15 protein-coding genes are annotated in these 19,837 nt (G+C 47.9%); 4 read left to right on the forward strand and 11 right to left on the reverse strand.

Translation table 11 applies throughout. The annotated features are described in order from the left end of the window. Nucleotides 1–71: 71 nt before the first annotated feature. The 7 genes from ACFQPF_RS07830 to ACFQPF_RS07860 form a co-directional block, all read right to left on the reverse strand. Nucleotides 72–1,577, reverse strand: a complete 1,506-nt coding sequence (locus tag ACFQPF_RS07830) for a UDP-N-acetylmuramoyl-L-alanyl-D-glutamate--2,6-diaminopimelate ligase (RefSeq protein WP_379748284.1) — start codon at nt 1,575–1,577, stop codon at nt 72–74. 201 nt (nt 1,578–1,778) lie between these two features. Beyond that, the gene (locus ACFQPF_RS07835; protein WP_379748286.1) at nt 1,779–3,137 is read right to left on the reverse strand and encodes an LVIVD repeat-containing protein; all 1,359 of its coding nucleotides are present in this window, start codon (nt 3,135–3,137) and stop codon (nt 1,779–1,781) included. Nucleotides 3,138–3,457: 320 nt separating this feature from the next. Next, nucleotides 3,458–5,563 carry a PAS domain S-box protein gene (locus tag ACFQPF_RS07840; RefSeq protein ID WP_379748288.1) on the reverse strand — a complete coding sequence of 702 codons (2,106 nt, stop codon included), beginning with the start codon at nt 5,561–5,563 and terminating at the stop codon, nt 3,458–3,460. Between the two features lie 665 nt (nt 5,564–6,228). Then, nucleotides 6,229–7,107 carry an agmatinase gene (speB, locus tag ACFQPF_RS07845; RefSeq protein WP_379748290.1) on the reverse strand — a complete coding sequence of 293 codons (879 nt, stop codon included), beginning with the start codon at nt 7,105–7,107 and terminating at the stop codon, nt 6,229–6,231. Between the two features lie 57 nt (nt 7,108–7,164). Next, nucleotides 7,165–7,995, reverse strand: coding sequence for a spermidine synthase (gene speE, locus ACFQPF_RS07850; protein WP_379748292.1), 831 nt, complete (start codon nt 7,993–7,995; stop codon nt 7,165–7,167). Between the two features lie 1,143 nt (nt 7,996–9,138). Then, on the reverse strand, nt 9,139–10,458 hold the full coding sequence (locus tag ACFQPF_RS07855) for an amidohydrolase (RefSeq protein ID WP_379748294.1): 1,320 nt from the start codon (nt 10,456–10,458) through the stop codon (nt 9,139–9,141). A gap of 329 nt (nt 10,459–10,787) precedes the next feature. Continuing rightward, nucleotides 10,788–11,096, reverse strand: coding sequence for a hypothetical protein (locus tag ACFQPF_RS07860; RefSeq protein ID WP_379748296.1), 309 nt, complete (start codon nt 11,094–11,096; stop codon nt 10,788–10,790). Between the two features lie 218 nt (nt 11,097–11,314). Between ACFQPF_RS07860 and ACFQPF_RS07865 the strand changes: the two genes are divergently transcribed. Beyond that, nucleotides 11,315–13,366, forward strand: coding sequence for a transglycosylase domain-containing protein (locus ACFQPF_RS07865; RefSeq protein WP_379748483.1), 2,052 nt, complete (start codon nt 11,315–11,317; stop codon nt 13,364–13,366). A 277-nt stretch (nt 13,367–13,643) separates the two neighbouring features. On the opposite strand, the gene ACFQPF_RS07870 is transcribed toward ACFQPF_RS07865, so the two are convergent. Then, the gene (locus ACFQPF_RS07870) at nt 13,644–14,171 is read right to left on the reverse strand and encodes a YwhD family protein (protein WP_379748485.1); all 528 of its coding nucleotides are present in this window, start codon (nt 14,169–14,171) and stop codon (nt 13,644–13,646) included. A gap of 724 nt (nt 14,172–14,895) precedes the next feature. Here ACFQPF_RS07870 and ACFQPF_RS07875 point away from each other — a divergent pair. Together ACFQPF_RS07875 and ACFQPF_RS07880 are read left to right on the forward strand one after the other, a co-directional pair. Continuing rightward, nucleotides 14,896–16,212: an NCS2 family permease gene (locus ACFQPF_RS07875; RefSeq protein ID WP_379748298.1), complete on the forward strand. Its 1,317-nt coding sequence runs from the start codon at nt 14,896–14,898 to the stop codon at nt 16,210–16,212. 90 nt (nt 16,213–16,302) lie between these two features. Next, nucleotides 16,303–17,124, forward strand: coding sequence for an Imm26 family immunity protein (locus ACFQPF_RS07880; protein WP_379748300.1), 822 nt, complete (start codon nt 16,303–16,305; stop codon nt 17,122–17,124). Between the two features lie 59 nt (nt 17,125–17,183). On the opposite strand, the gene ACFQPF_RS07885 is transcribed toward ACFQPF_RS07880, so the two are convergent. Beyond that, the gene (locus tag ACFQPF_RS07885; RefSeq protein WP_379748302.1) at nt 17,184–17,597 is read right to left on the reverse strand and encodes an immunoglobulin-like domain-containing protein; all 414 of its coding nucleotides are present in this window, start codon (nt 17,595–17,597) and stop codon (nt 17,184–17,186) included. A 132-nt stretch (nt 17,598–17,729) separates the two neighbouring features. Between ACFQPF_RS07885 and ACFQPF_RS07890 the strand changes: the two genes are divergently transcribed. After that, nucleotides 17,730–17,945 carry a hypothetical protein gene (locus ACFQPF_RS07890; RefSeq protein ID WP_379748305.1) on the forward strand — a complete coding sequence of 72 codons (216 nt, stop codon included), beginning with the start codon at nt 17,730–17,732 and terminating at the stop codon, nt 17,943–17,945. A 43-nt stretch (nt 17,946–17,988) separates the two neighbouring features. Here the strand turns inward: ACFQPF_RS07890 and ACFQPF_RS07895 are convergent, their stop codons facing one another. Next, nucleotides 17,989–18,492 carry a YwgA family protein gene (locus ACFQPF_RS07895; protein ID WP_379748307.1) on the reverse strand — a complete coding sequence of 168 codons (504 nt, stop codon included), beginning with the start codon at nt 18,490–18,492 and terminating at the stop codon, nt 17,989–17,991. A gap of 27 nt (nt 18,493–18,519) precedes the next feature. Then, nucleotides 18,520–19,803, reverse strand: a complete 1,284-nt coding sequence (locus ACFQPF_RS07900; protein WP_379748309.1) for an HD domain-containing protein — start codon at nt 19,801–19,803, stop codon at nt 18,520–18,522. Nucleotides 19,804–19,837: the final 34 nt, after the last annotated feature.

The following is a 19,837-nucleotide window of genomic DNA, read 5'->3' on the forward strand; positions in this document are numbered from 1 at the left end:
CCTACATATTATAAAAGAATTCCCCTCACGTTTACAACCTACCGGAGAGGAATTTTGCATCTTTATCATGATTACGAGCTTTTGAGCGTCTTTTTTTCATTCTGGTCCTGCAATAAAAGCTCAACGGTGCTCCTATCGCTGTCGGCTGGCATGAAAAACGGGGTCCGGTACGTTTCCGGCCCTTTGCCGGTAATGAAAATCCAGTCGCCTTCCTGAGCGATATCATAGGCATGCTTGATCGCCATCGTTCGGTCCGTGATCACAACGCCTTTTCCTTGACCGTGTTCTTCATTAAGCGCGCGCAGCTCCGCCTCCATCTCACCCGGTTCAATCCCGTTCAGATCATCAAACGTTAAAATAAATATGTCACTGTACTTTGCTGATGCTGCGACCATCATCTCACGCTTTCCTGTGTCCCGGTTGCCGCGGAACCCGAATACATGGACAATCCGCTTGGCACCAATCCTTTTTGCCGTATGCAAACAGTACTGTACCGCATCGGTCGTGTGCGCATAATCGATGATAAAGCGCGCGCCGCACGCATGCCGCAGCATCTCAAAGCGTCCTGGCACCCCTTTAAAATTCTCCAAGCCACTAGCGATTCTGCTCCCGTCGGAAATGAGCTCGCTTGCCGCAGCAAACGCAAGCGCCGCGTTGTACACGTTATGAAGGCCAGGGATCGGCAGGCTGATCGTATAGCTTTGATCAAGATGCTGCAGCGTGAACACCGGTTCTTCATCCGCTTGTATGCTGTTCAGCCAAAATTCATTATCCTGTACTTGTCCAGCCGTAATAACGGGTACATCCTTTTCTTCCAGATCCGTGACGAGCCGCCTGCCCCAGGGTGTATCGGTGAACACAACGGCTTTCCCTCCTATTTTCAGCTGATCGAACAGCTTTCGCTTCACACCGAAATATTCCTCCATCGTGCCATGGTAATCAAGGTGTTCTTTGCTGAGGTTCGTGAAGAGCGCCATGTCGAAGTTGATCCCTTCCACCCGGTACTGCTCAATCGCATGAGATGACACCTCTAAGATGATCACTTCGTCGTTGCTCTCCGCCATCATCCGGTTCAGCTGAAGGGCGTCAGGTGTCGTGTTCACTGTTTTTCTTTCTTCACCGTTCAAAAAGTTCGCGATCGTCCCGAAAAGAGAACAAGAAATCCCCGCCTGCTCCAACACATCACGCAATAAAAAAGAGGTGGTCGTCTTTCCGTTCGTTCCGGTAATGCCGATCACTGTCCGCTTGCGGTCAGGCTTTTCGTAAAATCGACTCGCCGCCAAAGCGATCGCCTCGCGGGCATTGGAAACCTGAACGTACGGGACATTTTCTGGAAGTCCAGCTATCGCATCCGCCTCCCGCTCCCCAATCACCGCAGCTGCACCTCTTTTCACGGCGTCCTCAATAAAATCGTGGCCATCATGCTTGTATCCTGGTATGGCCACAAATAAAAAGCCGGCTGCCACTTTTCCCGAATTGCTCTCTATTCCTTCTATCTTTATTTTATCTATATTGACCGGCTGCTGCAGTAAAGCCCCGCGCTCAGCCAGTACATGTATGACATTCTGTAATCTCATGGATGATTCTCCTCCGCCAAAGTTGCTATTACATATATCGTGCCCCAATTCTCCTCCTATGGGGTACGGTACGTCAGAAAGACATAATTTTTTTGTTTTTTTTTGACGGACTGATTGAACGAGCTTGGCTAAATCGATAAACAAGAGCAAAAAAAAGAAACCGCGGAGGATGCGGTTTCTTTTCTGTTACACGTTATTACGCTATTCGTTTTGTCCGTTGTTTTTCAATACCACTTTTAAACCGTTGCCCATATCGGACGCGAGCATGTAGTTTCGGTCGATGAAAACACCCCAGAAGTACGCGTTCTCTGGGCGGTAGTGACCCAGCTCGTATGGTGCAGAAGGGTTTGTAATATCGAGCGCCCTGATACCTGCAGCATAATGCGACAGGTACAGCGTATTGCCCCTCACCTTCGGATCATGCACCGTATAAGCGAAGGTCGGCTTGTCTCCAGGCGTCAGCGATTCTTCTGTTTTAAAATAGCTGAGCAGCTTCGGGTTCTTTTTGTCCTTAATATCATAAATTCTTGTGTACCCGTAGCCATACTCGAAGCCGTCACGCTTCGGGTTCGCTACCTCACGCGTTTCGATCAGCACATTACCGCCTTTCGCGAGTGCGGACGAGTGAGCCGCTCCTTGAACATTTTTATCAAACTCGGTGCGGCCGAGGAATTTCGTTGCTTCCGGCTTGCTTATGTCAAAAATCAGAGTTCCCATATCCCAGAAAGAAACATAGGCGGTTGATCCGTTTCCGTCCGTTTTCACGCTGTGCGCAAAGCCAACTCGGTGCTGTCCGTACTCGTCTTTGAAGTTATAGCCGTCATACTCTGGCTCCAGTTGAGCAGCATCGAACGAGTACACTGTTTTTGGAGCAGCTGGATTTGTTGCATCTATCACGTTAAAATCATGAGACGACTTATCGTAGAAATTAGAGTACGGGTTTGCCGTCAATACAAGCACACGGTTCCCCTGCTCTGTTAAATACAATTCATGCGTTCCGCGGACATTTTGCGGAGTCGCCCAGAACCCCAATTTTTTCGGCGCTTCAGGGTTCGTCACATCATAAAGCAGGAACCCGCCTTTCGTATTCGGATCTAAACGGTTCAGCTTCTGAACGCTCACTACCGCAAGATCACCCGTGAATTCTGGTGTGCTCACAGATTTCACGATCACCTTCTCCTGCCAGGTGCCAGGCAGGTCAGCGAACACGGCTACCTCTTTAGGATTAGACGGATCCTTCAAATCAAATACTCGAACACCGCCTCCTCCGCCGTTCGCCGTATGCGTTCCAAGATATGCATATCCTTTATGCGCGTAAACGTCCGCCGTATTGTTCTGCACACCGTTCTTTTTTTGGATCTGAACCGATGCCGCCTCTTTCCAGCCGAGAATATTCTTAGACGATTCCATCGTTGGTCCCATGAACTCATATTGACCAACGTCGTCTCCTTTTTCTATGTAATCCTTGCCTAATTCATCATGTGCCAATGCCGTTGGAGAGAAAACCGAAAATGCCATAACCCCTGCCAGTGCTGCAGAATAAAAGAAACGCTTTTTCATATCCCTAGCCTCCTGTATCATAACTTGTCCTAAACTTTACAGCATTTGTAAAAATACAGATATAGAACGAAATATGCATTTAACTGAAAATTCAGCTTTTTCATGTGTCAATGGTCATAGGTCCATAAGAGCGTTTTTCAGTTGCAGGCAAGGTTGAGTTTTCAAGGGCGGGGTCCGGTACTGCCACCTAACAACCCTTGATTGTAAAGCGGTTTTATAAGGCGGTACCGGACCCCAAACAACTAAAAACCAAAAACTGCACTTTAAAAAAGCGAAAAGGCAGCATATGCCTTTTCGCTTAGGAGCCGGAATGATGCCGGCTAGTTTGTATGCACAGGAAACGACAAGGTAATGATGGTGCCTTTTCCTAGTGTTGATTCAATAGAAATATCGCCGTTGTGCTCTTTCATGATTTTATAGCTGACCATCATGCCAAGCCCTGTTCCCTTTTCTTTTGTCGTGAAAAAAGGTTCCCCAAGCCTGTCGATGCGGTCTTTCGGTATGCCGCAGCCTTGATCGATCACTTGCACCTTAACCTGGTCATCCTCTTTAAATGCTTTGACCAGGACCACGCCGCCATCGCTCATGGCTTCAATTCCATTTTTAATGAGGTTGATCAAAACCTGCTTCAGTTCATTCTCTTCACCAAGCACAAACGGCAGGTCGTCTTCTACATCCGTGATAATGTGGATGTTCTGCACGAGAGCATGTCTCTCCAATAAAGTGGAAACAAACGATACTAAGCTTTTAACCTCCGTGCTTTTATATGACTTCACCTGAGGCTTAGCCAGCAACAGCAGCTCGCTCATGATGTGTTCAATCCGGCTCAGTTCATCATGCATGATTAAATAATAGCGGCCGGCATCTACATCACGATTTTCCAAGAACAGCTGAATGAATCCTTTTAGCGAAGTAAGCGGATTGCGAATTTCGTGGGCGATCGAGGCAGCAAGCTGTCCGACAATGGAGAGCTTGTCCGATTTTCGCAGCATCTCTTCCGTCTTCTTCAGCTCCGTTACATCTCGTGCCACACCATACACACCGATGATCTCTTGTTCGACGACAATTGGTATCCCTGTTACGCGGAGGTTACGGACATCACCGCTCTTGCAGGTAATGAATGTCTCGAACGTTCTTGGATTGCCTTGAAGCACTTCTCGAAAGTCCTCCTTCAGCCTGTCTGCTTCTCCTTCAGAAAGCAGACCTTCAATCGTCATCTGAAGCAGCTCGTTCATGCTGTAGCCGCTGATTTCCCTCGTTTTTCTGTTCACTCTTGTAAACTGTCCTTGCCTGTTCATAGAACAGACGATCGAGGGATTGTGGTCAAACAGTGACTTGTAACGCTGCTTGCTCTCTACCAGCAGCTTTTCCGTATTCTTCCTCTCCGATATATTACGGGTTACTCCTGTTATTTCAGTCACTTCCCCTGTAATCGGATCGATGACGCTTTTGAACGAGGCTTCGAGCCACACATATCCGTCGTCTTCTCGGTTGAGCAGCCTGAACTGGACAGTAAGCGCTCTCACTCCAGCGTTAATATCATCCAGTGCTTGCATCATTTTTTCTATGTCATCGGGATGCATGATCCCAAAGCCGGTTTTCCCTATTAAATCCTCTGGCTTAAGGCCTAAATTCTCTTCACATGAAGGCGATATGTATTTAAATGCTCCATCCGGTGTGTGAGTGGAAATGATGTCATGAACGTTTTCAGCTAAAAGGCGGTAGCGTGCCTCGCTTTCAATCTTCTCCGTCACTTCGCGTCCGAACACGAGCAGATTTTTGCGTGAGCCGTCTTCCTGGAAAACCGGAATTTTATACACATCAAAAACACGCTCACCACCCGTTAGCGAAGGAATGCGCTCTTCCACACGCATAATCCTTCCCTTTTGCCATACATATTCATCCGTTTCCACACAATAGTTGAACACGTCGCGGAACGGAGTGATCATTTCTGCCAGCTCTCGATCATGCTTTCCTGTAAAATCAAAATCCGGAACGCCAAACATCTCTCCGACAAACGCATTGGCAAAAACAAAGCGGCCCTCATCGTCCTTGATTCCTATAAAATCTGGGACGATATTCATGAGCGCCTTAAGCAGATCATCCTGCTTTTGCATACGGACGGGCTTAAGAATCAGATATCGAACCGTCGCACCGCCAAACGGTAGCTCCCCTTCCGAGCAGGTTGACAGAAATTCTCCATCCTTATTGCACACATAAACCTCTTCCGCCCCAGGATGATAGTTTTTTATAAATAGATTTACAGCTTGGCCTTCAAGCTGGCTCGATTGGCTTCCTATTAACAACTCAGCGGCTTCATTCACATTCAGAATTTTTTGGTCGCCGCCTAAAAGAATGACGGCATCAGAAAGGCTTTGAATGAACTGCTGAATGAAAGGAGCGGACATAATATTTGATTGATCCATATCCTTTCTCCCCCTTTCATTCTGATTTCAGAATATTCCCTACCCTTCACTATACCAAAGACCTACGCAAAAAATAACAAGAATCAACATAATTCGCAGAATACATTTCATAAATACCCTATGTAAAAGTTCTGTTTAAGTCATATTAACTGCTATCTTACGCAATATTTGTTGCATTTAGAATTCTAAGGAGATGTCGATCTCCTTTACAGGTGCACCGAAAAGCAGGGATGGCTCGTTCAGCCCCGACAAGCAAATGAGAAAGGGACCAGTAAGTCGCTCTTTGACTTATTGGGCACTTACTCATTTGACCTCGAGGGGCTAGCCATTTCTGCTGGACAAATCGAAAAGCATGGCTGGCTCGTTCAGCCCCGACAACCAAATGAGGGGTTAGCCCTATCTGCTGGAGTCGGCACCTTAGACGAAAATCAACTTAACATTGATGCATTCAAAGCAGCTTTTATGTAATAGCTTTTAATATTTAGCTTTTTTTTGCATGTTCAAGGCTTGAATTTATGCTGAAAAGATAGGAAGGGCTCGATCTGATACCGTGCGGGCGGATTCTTGACGATTGCGGCTGCGAATCAGTAAAGCGCGGACATAATTCCTTTTTTTCCACAACGAGGAGCCCCGTCATCGAGACGGGGCTCCTCACCTTATTGGTATTATTTTTTGTTCACCCAGCCAAGCAGGATTTCACGAAGGAACTTGCTCGCTGCGATCGGTGTCTGTTCAGATGGATCGTAGATTGGCGCGACTTCTACCAAGTCAGCTCCGATCACGTTTACATCGGATTGTGCGATCAGCTGGATCGCTTCTAGAAGCTCTTTAGACGTGATTCCGCCTGCTTCTGCTGTTCCTGTTCCTGGTGCTGCAGAAGGGTCTAGAACGTCGATGTCGATCGTCACGTACACGTTGCGGCCAGCCAATGTTGGCAGGACTTTCTTAAGTGGTTCTGCCACATCGAACTTGTACATGTGCATGCCGCTTTCTTTTGCGAACTGGAACTCCTCGCGCATGCCTGAACGGATACCGAACGAGTACACGTTTTCTGCGCCGATCAGGTTGCACACCTTGCGGATAGGTGTAGAGTGAGACAAAATCTCGCCTTCATATTGCTCGCGAAGGTCAGCGTGCGCATCAATATGGATGACGACGAAATCTTCGTATTTCTTGTGCAGCGCCTTGAACACCGGCCATGTTACCAAGTGCTCACCACCAAGGCCGAGGGGGAACTTGTTGTCATCCAACAGCTTTCCTAAATACTCTTCAATCATATCAAGCGAACGCTGAGGGTTTCCGAACGGAAGCGGAATGTCGCCCGCGTCGAAGTAGTTCACTTCCTCCAAATGCTTGTCCATGTATGGGCTGTACTCTTCTAGTCCAAGTGACGCCTCGCGGATTCTTGCCGGGCCAAAACGGGATCCCGGACGGAAGGAAACGGTCCAGTCCATTGGCATGCCGTAAATGACCGCATCGGCTGTTTGATAATCAGGCTTGCTTAAAATAAACACGTTGCCAGAATAAGCTTCATCAAAACGCATGAATAACACTCCTTTTCTTATGTAACGAGGGAGCTTACGATAAGCTCCCTCCATGTATTATTTCTTAATTAAGTCACCAACAAACTTCGGAAGCGCAAATGCAGCAGTGTGCAATTCAGGCGTCCAATATTTTGTTTCGATATCGTGGAAACGCTCAGCCGGGATTTCAAGCGGATCATGCTTTTTCGAACCGATCGTGAACGTCCAAAGGCCGCTCGGGTAAGTCGGGATGTTCGCTGTGTAAAGGCGCGTGATTGGGAAAATCTCGCTCACATCACGGAACACGTTTGTAATCAATTCAGGCGTGAACCATGGGTTGTCCGTTTGAGCAACAAAGATTCCGTCTTCTTTAAGCGCTTTTGAGATGCCTTCGTAAAAGCCTTTTTCGAAAAGCTTAGCTGCTGGTCCTACAGGCTCAGTCGAGTCAACCATGATGACGTCGTATACGTTTTCGCTTGTTGCGATGTGCATGAATCCGTCGTCAACCTTCACTTCAACGCGCTCGTTTTCAAGCTCGCCTGCGATTTCCGGAAGGTATTGCTTAGAGTACTCGATTACTTTTCCGTCGATTTCAACAAGTGTCGCTTTTTCAACAGACGGGTGCTTTAATACTTCACGGATAACACCGCCGTCTCCGCCGCCGACAACGAGTACGTTTTTCGGGTTAGGGTGTGTGAACAAAGGAACGTGCGCGACCATCTCGTGGTAAACGAACTCGTCCTTTTGTGTAGTCATGACCATGCCGTCAAGGATGAGCATGTTTCCGAACTCTTCTGTTTCTACCATATCAAGCTTTTGAAATTCCGTTTGCTCCGATACGTATGTTTTGTTGATTTTCATTGTGATTCCGAAGTTTTCTGTTTGTTTCTCAGTAAACCAGATTCCCATGATATACCACTCCTTCTATATTGAAATGCCAGGCATCGTTGTCATTGTTTTTTGCAAACATAACGATTATAGCATTTACACATCTGTTATTCCACACGCTTTTTAAGGAAAAACGTCTTTTTTAAAAGCTTCAATTCTTTTAGAATTCTTAGGAGATGTTGATCTCCGTTACAGGTGCACGCTTTCCGCGGGGTGAGCGAAAAGCAGAAAGGGCTAGTTCAGCCCCGACAAGCAAATGAGGAAGGGACCGGTAAGTCGCTTTTTGACTTATTGGGCACTTACTCATTTGACCTCGAGGGGCTAGCCCTTTCTGCTGGACAAAGTGAGCCCATTTGTCGCTGCGCGCCTTTAAATGGTCTCACCTGACCACTCGTCCCGCAGGATAAGGAAGGCGGCGCAGCAAGACATCAAACGCAAGAAAATGTGATTTTTCATTTTCGAGGAGTCGGCGCCCTACACTCCGATCAACTTTTATCAATGATGAATTCAAAGTAGAAAAGAATGTTTTGAAAAGATATCCATCAAGAATAAGGGGTTCAAAGCATCTTGATAAGTTGATTGGAGTGGAAGGGGCCGACTCCAGCGGGATGAGTGAGACAGGTGAGACCTTCCAATGGCGCTTGCGACGGTAGGGCTCACCGCTCACCCCGCGGAAAGCGTGCCCCTGTAACGGAAATCAACCGCTCCTTCGCCTCTATAATAATTTTCATCAATGATCCTTTTGCCTCAGCATAAAAACATACGTTCGTGATATAATGGTAAGTACAGCAGGCGGTTGCTTTTTTGAGACATGAGCGGTCGGCGCATTCCCTTTATGACTGAGGCTGGTCAAACCATTGTGCTTTTTACAGCTTACAGTGGAAGGGGGGTGGTGCCTCTGACAGTTTTCGAAGCGTTAATGTTCGCGGTTGCGTTCAGCTCGCTCGTTGTCACAATCATGTCTAAGCAAAAAAAATAGACCGCTCACCTCTGGCAGGAGTTTTCGCGGCCTATATGTTGCCCTATTGTATTCGCAGCTTATAGCCGGCGCCTGTTTTAGGCACCGTCTGCTAGTCCGTCCGTGTTCGCGCATGGGCGGATTTTTTTGTTCCTTTATACTATGCTCAAGTCTTCATTATTTTACCACGTTTTTCACAGCTTGTCCTATGATAATCTCTGCAAAAGGCCTTCAGCACGGCTTCTCGCGTCAAACTTCAGCTTTTCTTCATCGACCGTTAAAAGCTCGCGGCCGCGCATGACCATCTTGCCGTTGATGATGGACGTGTCGACGTCATGTCCGCTCGCCGCATACACAAGCAAACTCGCCTCTTCATAAGACGGTGTGAGATGCAGCTGGTTCATGTTCAGCAAAATGAGATCCGCCTTCATGCCGGGCTTCAGCTCTCCAGCCACACCACCAAGACCGAGCAGCTCCGCCCCGTTCACCGTCGCCATCGACAGCACCTCATGCGCCGACAGTACCCCTGCATCCTCGTACTTCAGCTTCTGCATCCAGCTTGCCGCCTTCATCTCCATAAACAGATCCAGCGTGCTCGCACTGCCCGCTCCGTCCGTCCCTAAACCGACCGTGATACCGAGCTCCATCAGCTTTTTCACATCGCTTATACCGCAGCCAAGCTTTGCGTTAGACACCGGATTATGGACGATGCCGCCTTTTATGTTCTTTAAGACGTTAAAATCATCCTCGTTAAAATGAACACCATGAGCGAGCAAGACAGGCTGTTCAAACACACCGTTTTCCTGCAAATACTGCACCGGACGCATGCCGTAACGCTCCTGAATCATTCGCTCTTCGTCCTTCGTTTCGGCTAAATGAATATGCAGCGGCACACCTTTTTCAGAAGCAAGTGAGACCGCGCCCTTTAACAGATCAGGCGGACACATATATGGCGAGTGCGGCGCGATCATCGTCGTAATCCGGCCGTCCGCCGCCCCATGATAGCGATCCACCACGTCTGCCGCTTCCTGCAGACGTCCTTCAAAATTGCTGTCCATCGCGATCAACCCGCGTGCGAGCGACGCCCGTATTCCTGAGTGCGTAACCGCATCTGCCACTTGATCCATGCCGATATACATGTCGGCATACGCCGTCGTGCCGCTTTTGATCATTTCCGCCATAGACAGCAGCGCCCCGATATAACGGTCATTCTCGTCCATCTTCATCTCAATCGGCAGCATTTTCTCATTCAGCCACGTCATAAGCGGCACATCATCACTATAGCACCGCAGCAGTGACATCGGCGTATGCTGATGACCGTTAATCAGCCCAGGTGCTGCAAGCATGCCTTTGCCATCGACCACTTCATGACCGGTAATCTCATGATCAAACGTCCCGATTTCCTTAATCTTATCTCCCTCAATAAGCACGTCGCTAGTCGCCGTACTCCATTTCCCATCACCATTCCGCGTCAGCAGCCGGACATTCTTCAGCAGCATCCCGATCACTCCTTTTCTCCCTGCCATTATATCACTCTCGCTTTAAACTCACTTTCAATCACACTCTAAAAGAATCTTTTGGATTAGTATTTTCATCTTCAGTTCAGACTTTAGAGCATTGCTTTATAAAATTTCTTAAAAATAATTGTTTTAGTGAGACATCTATGACCTTCAATGCAGTTGATTGAAGTGAATATGCCGACTTCTCGAAAAAGAAGATCACTTTTTCTTGCGTTTGATGTCTTGCTGCGCCGCCTTTCTTATCCAGCGGGACGAGTGGGAAAGTGAGACCCTTCAATGGCGCTTGGAGAGCGTTGGGGCTCACCTTGTCCAGCTACGGCGGCTAGTCCCTCGAGTCAGAAGGATGAATGGTCCAGTAAGGCAAAAAGCGCCTTCCTTGCCCCTTCACCTTCTGCTGGTCGGGACTGAAAGAGCCGCCTCCGCTTTTCGATTTGTCCAGCAGAAATGGCTAGCCCCTCGAGGTCAAATGAGCCAGTGCCCACTAAGTCACAAACCGACTTACCGGTCCCTTTCTCATTTGCTTGTCGGGGCTGAACGAGCCATTTCTGCTTTTCGATTTGTCCAGCAGAAATGGCTAGTCCCTCGAGGTCAAATGAGCCAGTGCCCACTAAGTCACAAATCGATTCTTTAGGTCCCTTTCTCATTTGCTTGCCCTAGGCTAAACGAGCCCACCCGTGCTTTTCCCCATACCCCCTCTGGATAAGCGTGCACCTGTATCGGAAATCAACAACTCCTGTGATTGCTTAACAGCGATTTAACAATACTACAGATGTTTAAGACCCCTCCAACTCTCCCATACTAACGATAACTACCTAAGCAACGTGCAGCAACGGCCATTATCCAGAACACAAGGGGTGCCATGATGGAAGCTTTGAAGCAATATTGGCTTAAAATAAAGAATTTGCCAAAGCGAGAAAAGCAGCGGCTGATAAAAAAATGGAGTCTGCTCGGGGTTGGCGCGATGTTTGTGAGTTTCGCCGGTTTGCTTTTGCTTGCCAAATTGATGGGTCCTCCCGCTCTTTTGGTGCCGCAAACTACTGTTCTTCACGCGCGAGATGGCTCTGTTATCGGAGAGATTCATAACTCTGGACAAAACCGGTACTGGGTGCCGCTTAAGAAGATTGATAAGGACATTATTAACGCCACGCTCTCTATTGAAGATAAGAGCTTTTACGACCATATTGGATTTGATTTCAAGCGCATTGCCGGGGCGGTCTTAGCCGATATTAAAGCGGGATCAAAGGTTCAAGGCGCCAGCACCATCAGCCAGCAGTACGCTCGGAATCTGTTTTTAACACATGACAAAACATGGCGCCGCAAGCTTCAGGAGGCGTTTTACACACTCCGGCTGGAGATGAATTATTCAAAAAAAGAGATTTTAGAAGGCTATTTGAATACCATTTATTACGGCCACGGTGCTTATGGCATTCAATCGGCCGCTCATTATTATTATGGAAAAAATGCCGAGAATCTGACGCTAGCGGAAGCCAGCATGCTCGCCGGCATACCGAAAGGCCCGTCGTATTACTCACCGGTCGCGCATTATCACCGCGCAAAGGACCGGCAAGCGGTTATTTTGACAGCTATGAAAGAGGACGGACATGTGAACGCAAAGGAAAAAACCATCGCCAAACGCACGCACCTTTCCTTTCAGCGAATAAAAGAAGAACAAAAGCCGAAAATTGCACCTTATTTTCAAGATGCCGTACTCGCTGTGCTGAAAAAAGAGATGAAGGTGAACCCGGAAACCCTCCGTTTCGGCGGACTGCACATTTACACGACGCTTGATGCCGGTATGCAGCAGATAGCTGAGGAAGCGATGAACGGCAAGATTCGAGGAAAAGAAGAGCTGCAGGCCGCGCTGGTCGCGATGGATCCGCGCAACGGAGATGTGCGCGCGATGATTGGGGGACGCGATTACAGCAAAAGTCCGTTCAACCGCGCCGTTCAGGCGAAGCGTGCGCCCGGCTCTACGTTTAAGCCATTTTTGTACTATGCCGCTTTAGAAAACGGCTATACACCTTCCACTTCGCTGAAGAGTGAACCGACCGCGTTCGCGATGGGCGACGGCAACAAGGATTATGAGCCGCAGAACTTCAAAGACAAGTACGCGAACGATTTTATTACGATGTCACAGGCGATCGCCATGTCTGACAACATTTACGCGGTGAAAACCAATTTGTTTCTAGGACCTGACAAGCTCGTTAAAAGTGCAAAGAAGTTCGGGATTCACTCTCCGCTCGATAAGATTCCTTCACTCGCTCTCGGCTCAAAGGGTGTGGGTGTGATGGAAATGACGAACGCGTATAACCTGTTCGCCAATGGCGGAGAACAAGTAAAGCCTGTTTTTATTACAAAAATCACAGACCGTGACGGCGCTGTGCTTTACGAGCATGAATATGAGAAAAAGCAGGTGCTCAACAAAGAGAACACGTTCGTGCTGACGGATATGCTGTCCGGCATGTTCGACGATCGTCTCGGAACGTATACGAACGTTACTGGTTCAAGCATTAATCAGCATATCACAAGGCCGATGGCGGGAAAATCGGGCTCAACACCTGCCGACAGCTGGATGATTGGCTTTACACCGCAGCTGACCACCTCCGTATGGGTCGGCTATGATAAAGGCGAAAAGCTCGGCAAAACCGATACCGGCTACTCGAAGCGTGTGTGGGTGGAGTTCATGGAGAATGCGCTGTACGGGGAGCCTGCCATGTCGTTCAAGCAGCCTGACGGCGTGAAGGCCGTCACCGTCAACCCGTCTAACGGAAAACTGGCGACCGACAGCTGTCCCGTCACGCGCGTATCGTACTATGTGAAAGACACTGAGCCGACCGAATACTGCGACGAACATGGAGAAGGGACGAACCAAGAACCTGAGAAAGAAAAAGAAGGCTGGTTTGACTGGTGGTAATGATGAAAAATCCATAGTCGGGGATAGTCGGGGTACGGTACTCGCATCTTAGATTACAAACAGAACGCGCGCCAACCTAGGTTACGTTCACGCCGCACGATATCCGCAACCGCCGAACACCAAAAAAAAAAAAAAATGCCCGGAGCCGCATGTGCGGTCCGGGCATTTTTTTGTCCTAGCAATGTGTGTACAATGCTAGGTTCAGTGTAATGGAAAGGCTTTCTTGTCACAAGACATTCTTAAAAAAGTTCAAAAAAGGTTCATAACTTTTCCAATATTATTCCACCATTTTCTTCACAGCATCAGAAGAACGCTCGAAAATGGCCTCGTCATGATCACGAAGGAAGTTGCCGAGCAATCGGCGTGATTTTTCGTCCATATCATCAATAATGATATGACCTTTCATTGATTTATCCATCCTGTTCACGTGCTCCGGCAAGCTTTTGTACCCGCGCCGCGCCTCAACGTCAATCTGCATCTCGCACGCGGCCACACCGTGATAATATGGCCCTTGCTCCGTCCGCCCCATCGTTACCCAGACGAGCCAGTACAGCCGTGGATTTGGCGTGTTGCTCCGGTCAGGTGTGAACTTGATCCGCTTCTCTACTTCGCTTCTCGCGTGAAGGGCGCCCATATCAACATATGCCACACTGTCTTCCGTGTCCACAATCACCGGTGTGACGTTATCCAGACTGAGTGCTCCGATTCCGAAGCCGCCGTGCCCGCCAGTCGAATCACCGCTCAAGATGGTGAAGCCCATGCCCTTTTTTGCTCCGTCATTTTTTTTCTCAAAAAAGTCCTTCATCTTAACAAACCCTCCGTCTCCAGCTTTTCTAGCGTTATTGTACCACATCGCGCACACTCTATTACAATGCTGTGATTATCAAAAACCATGTTCTTCTACGCCAATTCTGTCATTACGAATGGATGCCGCTATCACTTTCATTGCTCATCTTCATGAGATTTCTTCACTGCCAATAATGAGCATGGAAATGTTACTTGCGCAAAAGCTTCATCGCTACTTTTATCAAAGATTTACCTACTATAGAGACAACCGATTTAGCTGACACACTTGCACAGTCGCTAAATTCACCTTGAATTCATCTTGTTAGTTGATCGTAGTGAAAGGTGCCGACTCCTCGAAAATGAAAGGCACATTTTCTTGCGTTTGATGTCTTGCTGCGTCGCCTTCCTTATCCTGCGGGATGAGTGAGAAGGTGAGACCTTCCAAAGGCGCTTGCGACGGATAGCTCACTTGTCCAGCAGAAAGGGCTAGCCACTCGAGGTCAAAAGTTCAAAAGTCCAATAAGTCAAAGAGCGACTTACCGGCCTCTTGCCCTTTTGCTTGTCGTGGCTGGACGAGCCCTTTCTGCTTTTCGCTGCACCCCGCGGAAAGCGTGCGCCTGTAACGGAGATCAACCGCTCCTTAGAATTCATAATCAGCAGTAAAAAAGGTTGATATATCCCTTAAAAACGAATAATATATATTTTGTATGTAAATATTGTTCGTATTTTGGAGGTAACACAATATGCTATCATCCTTTTTTAAATTAAAAGAATTAGGCACGAATGTGAAAACAGAAATGCTTGCGGGAATAACAACATTTTTAACGATGGTGTACATTGTCATCGTTAACCCGATCATCCTTCATTCGGCAGGTGTCCCGTTTGATACGGTCTTTATGGCCACGATCATCTCGACTGTCGTCGGCACACTCTGGATGGCGCTTTTCGCCAACCTGCCGATCGCCATCGCGCCAGGAATGGGGCTTAACGCGTACTTTGCGTTCTCGGTTGTCGGAACCAACACCGACATTTCCTATCAAGTGGCGTTCGGCGCTGTTTTCGTCGCTGGTCTTATTTTTATATTATTATCGTTAACACCTTTCCGTTCAAAGCTGATTGAAGCGATTCCGGCGAACTTGAAGCACGGTATCACAGCTGGTATCGGATTATTCATCGCGTTCATCGGAATGCGTCTGACAGGCATCATCACGGCACATAAGGAAAACTTAGTCGCGCTCGGTGACCTTCATTCTCCAGGTGTCATGCTTGCGCTCGCTGGTCTTGCCATCACACTCGTACTCATCGCACTGAACGTGAACGGCGCACTCTTTTTCGGCATGATCGCGACAGGCATTATCGCTTATGCGACAGGACAGCTGAAATTCACAGATAAAATTGTTTCACTGCCAAACATGCCTGACTCATTGTTCATTTTCGGAAGCCCGCTTACGGCCTTTTCTGATGTGTTTCAATACGGTTTATATGCGGTCGTCTTCTCTTTCCTTCTTGTGACGATTTTCGATACGACCGGTACGATGGTCGGCGTTGCGGAACAAGCTGGACTGATGAAGGACAATAAAATGCCCCGTGCACGCGAAGCTCTTTTAGCAGATTCTGTTGCCACAACAGTCGGTGCTGCTCTTGGTACGAGCCCGACAAGCGCGTACATTGAATCGTCATCAGGTGTTGCTGCGGGAGGACGTTCTGGACTAACATCCGTCGTCGTTGCTGTATTGTTCATCGCCTCTGCTTTCTTCGCACCGCTTGTCGGCGCGATTTCAGGAATTGCAGCGATCACGGCACCTACACTCATCATTGTCGGAAGCTTTATGCTGAGCTCGCTCGGCAAGATCAAGTGGGACGAGTTTGACGAAGCGTTCCCGGCGTTCTTGATTATCTTGAGCATGCCGCTCACATCGAGCATCGCCACAGGTATCGCGCTTGGTTTCATCTCTTATCCGCTGTTAAAGGTGGTCCGCGGAAAATGGCGCGAGGTTCCTTTCCTCGTCTACCTGTTTGCCGTACTGTTCTTCTACCAGCTGGCATTCTTGCCGCATTAATACGAAAGCCAGGGTTTACGTGCGCCCTGGCTTTTTTCTATATGCTATTCTCTTAATAGCCAACCGTAATGAAAGGAGCTTGTAAATACGATGAACACGTCTTGTCGAATAGGGATGATTGACGTTTTTCTGCCAGATGCCTCTACTTCCTATTTCCGCATTGATGATGATCTTGCGGAATACTTTCATTTGGAAACGAACGATGAAGCAGTAAAATGGCTAAGGAAAACATTGAGAGAGAAAATTGAACCGAAGCTTTACAAGCGTATTCTTATTGATTATGAATCAAGCGCTGTAATGATCCGAACAACCTCTTCAGATTTGATATTGGAAACTGCGGTCATTATAAACGAAATGGCCCATTCAAACTTATCCGAAGAAGAAGCAGCCATTGCCCGAAAACAACTGCTTTCCCATAAACGGCCAAAGAAACAAAAATGGAAAGTGGGAGATATCTTCCAAGTCCCTCTAGAGAACGGTACGTATACCTTTGGACAGGTTGTATGGAAGAGCTATACACATCCTGTTTGCGGTTTACTTGATCTTCATTTAAGCGATGTCCCACCTCTTGAAGACTTTATACCGCCTTCTTTTATTGCGGTGCTTTCCATCACACCAAATTTCTTGGATAACCATCGCTGGAAGGTACTTGGAAACCTCGCTGTAGCCATTCAAGTGGAGGACGTCCCTGAAGAATTCAGAGGGACTGACGATGCTGGCGCGATGAGCTTCACAAGCGGAATTTTGGAAGACTTGGCGAACGCTTTTTTTGGCGTAACACCATGGAATGTTTCGGCTGATGAAGATTTTTTTGACGAGATTCTTTTGCCCTCAGTGAAACGCCGTTCGACTGCGATTGTTTTATCATCGACTAAAAGAACCCTTTATCGAAGGGAACAAAAATGGGAGTAGACTAACGAATCACTAGCGCTTGGGCAGCCCAAGCGCTAGTCGGCATTTATTCCTGTACCTTACTTTAACGAAAGCACCAGCTTTACCTTCTCCCCTTCTCCTAGGAAAACTTCCTTACTCACCTGATATTCTCCTTCATCCTTTTTCAGTTCGATTTCCTGATCAAACGACTTGCCTGGTTTAATGACGAAGGCCTTTTCCATGAACATCATGTCGCTGTTCACGTGCTCCCATCCTCCGTCTTTCTTCTTTTCAAGCTTGTAGTGCATACCTGCCGTCACCATTTTTTCCGTGTTATTGGTTATGACTAGCTTCGGTTTCCCGCCATCCTCAGCGATTTTCATTTCCACGCCCTGTTCCTCGACAACAGCTGGACTGCCTCCACCGCTATGGCTGCCGTCCTTTTTTTCAGGCGTCCCACATGCGGCTAGTCCAATCAGCATCGCCGCTAAAAATAATCCTGCTTTTTTCATCACAGACACTCCCTTCCATCAATTTATGCTTTTTATCATAGACGAGACGGATTGCAATACTGTTGCAGCAGCATTAAAACGGTTTAAAGATCAGGAGAGATGGAGAAAATGTGAACAAGGAGGGGTGCGCACATGAAGCTGTGGGTCGGCATTTTCATCACGAGCATGATGATGCTCGGTCTTGGAATCGGTTATATCGCGAATAAGTTATACGACCGCAGCGTACGGCTCGGCTTTATCACCACATTGCTGGCGCTCATTATTCCCGTTCTCCTTTTCATGATCATCATATATGTGTATGGCATCTACCAAGGCGGATACTCGATCCGATTTCGCTGGAATGAATAAAGGCTGTCCCATTTCTTTAAATGGAGACAGCCTTTATATTACTTTATTGTTTCATATCTGAAAGTGCTTGAATGTATTGGAACGCATCCTGTATCTCTTCGTCGCTGTATTTCAGCTTCGCCTTCACGATGTGCACTTTCTCGATGACCTGCTCCTTTGAGAGCTTGTCGAAGAACATAATCGTCGAAACGAGCTCCAGAAAACGGGACGGCTGCTCGTTCATGGAACGCACGCATTCGCCGAGGCCCGCAATCTCTTTACCGAACGAAGACGCGAGGCGGTCGCCTTCCTCGTTCAAACTATAACGGTATTGCGAATAGCCGCTCACTTTTTCCTTCTCTTCCTGCAGAAAACCGAGATTGCACAGCTCCTCAATGCGAAGGGTCAGCTCTTCTGAATACGGGCCGTAAAAGTGAAACTGATATTTCTCCTGAAACGGGAAGTTCAGCTTCTTGGCGATGAATACCATCTTTTGCAGCTTCTTGCGCCCGACAACTTCACCCGCTTCTTTCAGCATGGTCATGATCTTTAAATGATCATCAAACATGATCCTTTTCCCCCTAACAAAATGACTCTATTTATATAAAATGTGTTTGATTCGCTGCTTTACGTTCTCATCGCTCAGGCTATCGATCAGCTCAGCCGGAAAATACAGCTTATGATCGGTGCGGCGCTTGCCAGATATCGCTTCAACAACATCCGACTCGCGTGACAGCTCGCGAATTTCCCCGTTCGGCTTCAGCAAATTAATCGGCAGCCGCTCTTCTTTTTCTCCCGGACGGTAAAAGTCGTACGGCAGATCAGACGATGAATCGATGATCAAATAATACCTCGGGTTCAGCCCGGCTTCTTCAAACAGCTTGTAAAGCTCATGCATATCGCTGATCGATACCATGTCCGCATACTTGAACAGCTTGCGGTCCATAAAACGGCGGCACAGGTCGCTTAAGATCTCGTCCGGCTCGTCCTGCCAGAGAAGGAAATAGTACTGCATCACCCCTTCATCCAGGCGGATGTAATCCTCGAGCGAAATGCTGCCTTTAAAAAGAGATTCAAAGTGTGCCAGGCTGTTACGGAACACATACCCGCTCTCATACAGCTCTTTGGCACGGTGCAGGATGCGGCTTAAGATCACCTCTGCACTTCTTGTAACCGGATGAAAATACACTTGCCAATACATCTGATATCGGCTCATTATGTAATCTTCTACAGCGTGCATACCACTCGATTTGATGACGACGCCGTCTTCTGCCGGCCTCATGACGCGCAAGATCCGCTCAATGTCAAAGTTTCCGTAGCTGACCCCTGTAAAATACGCGTCGCGCAGCAAATAATCCATCCGGTCTGCGTCGATCTGGCTTGAAATTAAACTCACGACAAGCTTGTTATGATACGTTTTCGCGATTACATCGGCGACCTTGCCCGGAAAATCTTCTCCCATAAGCCGCAGCACGCTATTCACTTCTGTATCACCTGTAATGATGTCGCGGCTGAATTCCTCATGGTCCACTCCAAACACTTTTTCAAACGAATGCGAGAACGGACCGTGGCCGACGTCATGCAGCAGTGCAGCACTCAGCACGAGCAAACGCTCGCTGTCGTCCCACTGGTCGCGGCCGTGAAAGATTTCCATGATTCTTCTCGTAATCTCGTACACACCTAATGAATGGCTGAACCGGCTATGCTCGGCTCCGTGAAACGTGAGATACGTCGTTCCAAGCTGGCGCACACGGCGCAGCCGCTGAAACTCTCGCGTGCCGATCAGTTTCCAGATCAACTCGTCGCGGACATGAATATAGCGGTGAACCGGATCTTTAAATACCTTCTCTTCGTGTAACTGCCCTAATGGATTTGCCATTGGTTAAGAGATACTCCTTTTTTCATGGGTTAGT

Source organism: Fictibacillus iocasae (genome assembly GCF_042665465.1).
Lineage (GTDB): Bacteria > Bacillota > Bacilli > Bacillales > Fictibacillaceae > Fictibacillus > Fictibacillus iocasae.

What these genes read in the sequence shown, in the direction of transcription:
- ACFQPF_RS07875 (WP_379748298.1), top strand. Translation starts at nt 14,896, where the DNA reads ATGCTATCATCCTTTTTTAAATTAAAAGAATTAGGCACGAATGTGAAA.
- ACFQPF_RS07855 (WP_379748294.1), bottom strand. Translation starts at nt 10,458, where the DNA reads ATGGCAGGGAGAAAAGGAGTGATCGGGATGCTGCTGAAGAATGTCCGG.
- ACFQPF_RS07835 (WP_379748286.1), bottom strand. Translation starts at nt 3,137, where the DNA reads ATGAAAAAGCGTTTCTTTTATTCTGCAGCACTGGCAGGGGTTATGGCA.
- ACFQPF_RS07865 (WP_379748483.1), top strand. Translation starts at nt 11,315, where the DNA reads ATGGAAGCTTTGAAGCAATATTGGCTTAAAATAAAGAATTTGCCAAAG.
- ACFQPF_RS07900 (WP_379748309.1), bottom strand. Translation starts at nt 19,803, where the DNA reads ATGGCAAATCCATTAGGGCAGTTACACGAAGAGAAGGTATTTAAAGAT.
- speE (WP_379748292.1), bottom strand. Translation starts at nt 7,995, where the DNA reads ATGGGAATCTGGTTTACTGAGAAACAAACAGAAAACTTCGGAATCACA.
- ACFQPF_RS07880 (WP_379748300.1), top strand. Translation starts at nt 16,303, where the DNA reads ATGAACACGTCTTGTCGAATAGGGATGATTGACGTTTTTCTGCCAGAT.
- ACFQPF_RS07860 (WP_379748296.1), bottom strand. Translation starts at nt 11,096, where the DNA reads ATGAGAAAGGGACCTAAAGAATCGATTTGTGACTTAGTGGGCACTGGC.
- ACFQPF_RS07830 (WP_379748284.1), bottom strand. Translation starts at nt 1,577, where the DNA reads ATGAGATTACAGAATGTCATACATGTACTGGCTGAGCGCGGGGCTTTA.
- ACFQPF_RS07895 (WP_379748307.1), bottom strand. Translation starts at nt 18,492, where the DNA reads ATGTTTGATGATCATTTAAAGATCATGACCATGCTGAAAGAAGCGGGT.
- ACFQPF_RS07840 (WP_379748288.1), bottom strand. Translation starts at nt 5,563, where the DNA reads ATGGATCAATCAAATATTATGTCCGCTCCTTTCATTCAGCAGTTCATT.
- ACFQPF_RS07890 (WP_379748305.1), top strand. Translation starts at nt 17,730, where the DNA reads ATGAAGCTGTGGGTCGGCATTTTCATCACGAGCATGATGATGCTCGGT.
- speB (WP_379748290.1), bottom strand. Translation starts at nt 7,107, where the DNA reads ATGCGTTTTGATGAAGCTTATTCTGGCAACGTGTTTATTTTAAGCAAG.
- ACFQPF_RS07885 (WP_379748302.1), bottom strand. Translation starts at nt 17,597, where the DNA reads ATGAAAAAAGCAGGATTATTTTTAGCGGCGATGCTGATTGGACTAGCC.
- ACFQPF_RS07870 (WP_379748485.1), bottom strand. Translation starts at nt 14,171, where the DNA reads ATGAAGGACTTTTTTGAGAAAAAAAATGACGGAGCAAAAAAGGGCATG.